Annotated in this window: 2 protein-coding genes; both read right to left on the reverse strand. The window is 67.6% G+C overall.

The genetic code is table 11. The features are described 5' to 3' along the window. Nucleotides 1-317 precede the first annotated feature (317 nt). A complete protein-coding gene (gene glgX / locus JWQ05_RS10940; RefSeq protein ID WP_299658474.1) occupies nucleotides 318-2,594 on the reverse strand; it encodes a glycogen debranching protein GlgX in 2,277 nt (758 codons plus the stop codon). A gap of 159 nt (nucleotides 2,595-2,753) precedes the next feature. Continuing rightward, on the reverse strand, nucleotides 2,754-3,771 hold a 1,018-nt coding region (locus tag JWQ05_RS10945; protein WP_299658475.1), incomplete at its 5' end, for a phosphatase PAP2 family protein.

A 3,771-nucleotide genomic window follows, 5' to 3' on the forward strand; every position in this document is an offset into this window, starting at 1 on the left:
ACGCGGGTCGATCACCACCATGTGCATGCGCGAGGCGGCCACGGAGGCGAAGAAGAAGGCCGCGGCCGGGATCACCGGAGCCTCTCCCGCGCGGGCGGGGGCACCCGGCCCGTATTCGCCATCACGCGGGACGTCCGGCATCTCAGTCATATCCGCGCAATCGGAGGGGCGGGCCCGACTCGGCGGGCACTAACATTCTTTAAACGCTCCGCGCCGTCATGGTTTCCTCGGCGGAGGGGATCTTCGTGGTGCCGGTTCGTCGTTCGCCCGCCATCGGCTCATCGCCGCGCGCCGGCCGGCGCACGGCGATGAGGAGTTCAGCGCTGCTCGGTCTCGAAGCGCACGCTGTTGACGTTGGCCCGCTCGAACGCCTGCATGACGTGCTGGTAGGAGCGCTCCATGTCGGTGGCGTCGACGCCGTCCACCTCCTCGGGTTTGAGCACGAACATCAGCATCGAACGGCCGGTGACGTCGTAGGTCGCGCCGATCGGCTTGCTCACGACGTCCTGACTGTCGGGCAGGTTGGTGTCGAGGAGGCGCGTCCAGCCGACGCCTCCCACCGACTCGGGCAGCGTGAACGTCACGAGGTCGTGGTAGGCGTTGTAGAGGAGCAGTAGGGTCGCGTCCCCGCCGCGCTGGTGGATGCCGGAGGCCTGGGCGCGGCCATCGAGGAGGACCGCGATGGAGCGGGCGTCCCCTTGGGTCCAGTTCTCGGGGAGCATCTCGCCGCCATCGGGACGCAGCCAGGTCACGTCCTTGACGCCGAATTCCTCGTCGTAGGCCCCCGTCAGGAAGCGTCCCCGCGTCAGGATCGGCAAGGCCTCGCGCAGCAGGGTCAGGCGCTGCGTGAACTCGGCCAGATCCCGCTCCTCCGGGCCGATCGCCTCCCAGTCGAGCCAGGAGATCTCGTTGTCCTGGCAATAGGCGTTGTTGTTGCCGTTCTGGGTCCGGGCGAATTCGTCACCGGCGAGCAGCATCGGCGTGCCACGCGAGAGGAACAGCGTCGCCAGCATGTTGCGCATCTGGCGAAGCCGCACCGCGCGGATCTCCGGATCGTCCGTAGGACCTTCGGCACCGTAATTGTTCGACAGGTTGTGCGAGTGACCGTCGCGGTTGTTCTCGCCGTTATCCATGTTGTGCTTCTCGTTGTACGACACGGTGTCGTTCAGCGTGAAGCCGTCATGGGCGGTGAGGAAGTTGACGGACGCCCAGGGCTTGCGCCCGCGCGCGTTGAATTTGTCGGCCGAGCCCGTGAGACGGGCGGCAAGGTCGGGCAGCATGCCCTCGTCGCCGCGCCAATAGCTGCGCACGTCGTCCCGGAACCGGTCGTTCCACTCGGCCCAGCCCGGCGGGAAGCCGCCGACCTGGTAGCCGCCCGGACCGCAATCCCACGGCTCGGCGATGAGCTTGACCCCGTTCAGCACCGGATCCTGCCGGCAGGTGTCGAGGAAGCCACCGCCCTCGTCGAAGCCGTGCGGCTCGCGCCCAAGGATGGTCGCGAGATCGAAGCGGAAGCCGTCGACCCGCATCTCGGTGGCCCAGTAGCGCAGGCTGTCGGTCACGAGCTGCAGCACGCGCGGATGCGACAGGTTGAAGGTGTTCCCCGTGCCCGTGTCGTTGATGTAGTAGCGCGGCTCCTTGGGCATCAGCCGGTAGTAGGAGGCGTTGTCGACGCCCTTGAACGACAGGGTCGGGCCTTTTTCGTTCCCCTCGGCGGTGTGGTTGTAGACCACGTCGAGGATGACCTCGAGGCCGGCGCCGTGCATGCGCGCCACCATCTCCTTGAACTCGGAGAAGGCGAAGTCCGGCACGGCTGAATAGCGCCGGGCGGGCGTGAAGAACGAGATGGTGTTGTAGCCCCAGTAATTCACCAGCCCCTTCTCCTGCAGGTAATCGTCCTGCACGAAGGCGTGGACGGGCAGGAGCTCGACCGACGTGACGCCGAGACTCTTGATGTAGTCGAGCACCGCCGGGGTGCCGAGGCCCGCATAGGTGCCGCGCAGCTTCTCGGGCACGGCCGGGTGCAGCTTGGTGAAGCCCTTCACGTGGGTTTCGTAGAAGATCGTCTTCTCCCACGGCACGTGCGGCTTGCGATCGCGGCCCCAGGTGAAGGCCGGGTCGATCACGCGGCTGCGCCGGGTGAAGGGCGCGGAATCGCGGCTGTCGAAGGTCAGGTCGTCGCCCGTCTCCATCTGGTAGCCGAACAGGGCCGGGTTCCAGGTGATCGAGCCGACGAGCCCCTTGGCGTAGGGGTCGATCAGCAGCTTGTTCGGGTTGAAGCGATGGCCGGCTTTCGGCTCGTAGGGACCGTGGACGCGGTAGCCGTAGATCGTGCCGGGGCGGGCATCGGGTAGGTAACCGTGCCAGATCTCGTCGGTGTATTCGGGCAGTTCGATCCGCTCGATCTCGTTCTCGCCGGCATCGTCGAACAAACAGAGTTCGACCTTGGTGGCGTTTGCGGAGAACAGCGCGAAGTTCACGCCGAGACCGTCCCAGTTCGCGCCCAGCGGATAAGGCGAGCCTTCCTTGATCCGCGAACGTTTGGCGCGGCCCTGCGGGGCCGCGCGATCCGCGGGCTTCGTCGTGTCGCTCATGGTCGCTCCGAAGGCGTTTCAATGCATGCGTCGGCCCGGACGCCGGGAGACGTCCTGGCTCTGAAAACCTCGACAGGAACGCTCACGCTTCGTGGGAAGGTCCGCCGACGCGAAAATCTTTTTGCGTCGCGGAAGTTCGGATCGGTCCTTCCGCAGGGATCAGGCCGCCGCTTCGCCTGCGGCCATGGATGCCGGCGCCGCGCGATGCGCGGCCCCGGCGGCGCTGCGCCGCACGGCGTGCTGGCAGAGCGGGAACGCGAGTGCCGCGAGTCCGAGCCCCGCGACGCAATCGGCGAGATAATGGGCGCCGTGCGTGACCGCCGAGACCGTCATCGCGCCGTTGAGGAGGAGCATCGGCGCCCGCGTCCAGCGGAGCGGCCAGAGTGCCGCCACCGCCAGGTAGGCCGCTGCGCAGTGGAAGGACGGGAAGCTGATCAGTCCGAAGAGTTTCATGGCGTCGAGGGTGCGCAGCGAACCGTCACGCACGGGAAGGTACTGGGAGAGCGGCGTCGCGCCGGGCGTCGCCGCCGCCACCGCCTGGAAGCCTTCGCTGCTCGCCATGCCGGCGCAGGGCCACAGGGCGCTCACGAGACAGGCCACGATCTCGCAGATGATGAGGGCTGCCAGCAGCGCCTCGATCCGGCGCACACGACCTGTGGCGAGGAGAACGGCCGGGATGATCGCGAACTGGATGGGCAGAGAGGCATAAGCCTGCGCAAGTAGCTTCTCGAGGATCGGGAACGCCAGCACGGATTGGCGGAAGGCGAGCCAGTCGAAGCCCAGCGCGCGATCGAGTCCGAGGAAGACGCCGTCGGCCAGGGGCAGGTTCGTGGCGAGGACGGTGTAGGACAGCACGACGGCGGCCAGGGATTGCAGGCCGAACAGGACGTAGAGGAGGCAGCCGAGCGTCAGGGCAGGCACGCGCCGCGCGAGATCGCTGTCTCGCATCAGGAACAGGATCACGCCCGTCGCCACCGCGCAGGCGATCAGCGCGGGCGGAACCGCCACGCTGAAGCCGAAGTACCGGACGGTGACGGCCGAGGCGGTGAACAGCAGGCCGCAGAGCGCCCAGCTGAAGGGCGTCAGCCCGGTCGCGTCGGGCGGAGTGATGAACCGGCGGGCGGGGGCCAGGAGCATGGGCGAAGGTCCGGGAAACGCGTCGACTCGGTCCAGCGTC

The organism is Methylobacterium sp., from assembly GCF_028290105.1.
Classification (GTDB): domain Bacteria; phylum Pseudomonadota; class Alphaproteobacteria; order Rhizobiales; family Beijerinckiaceae; genus Methylobacterium.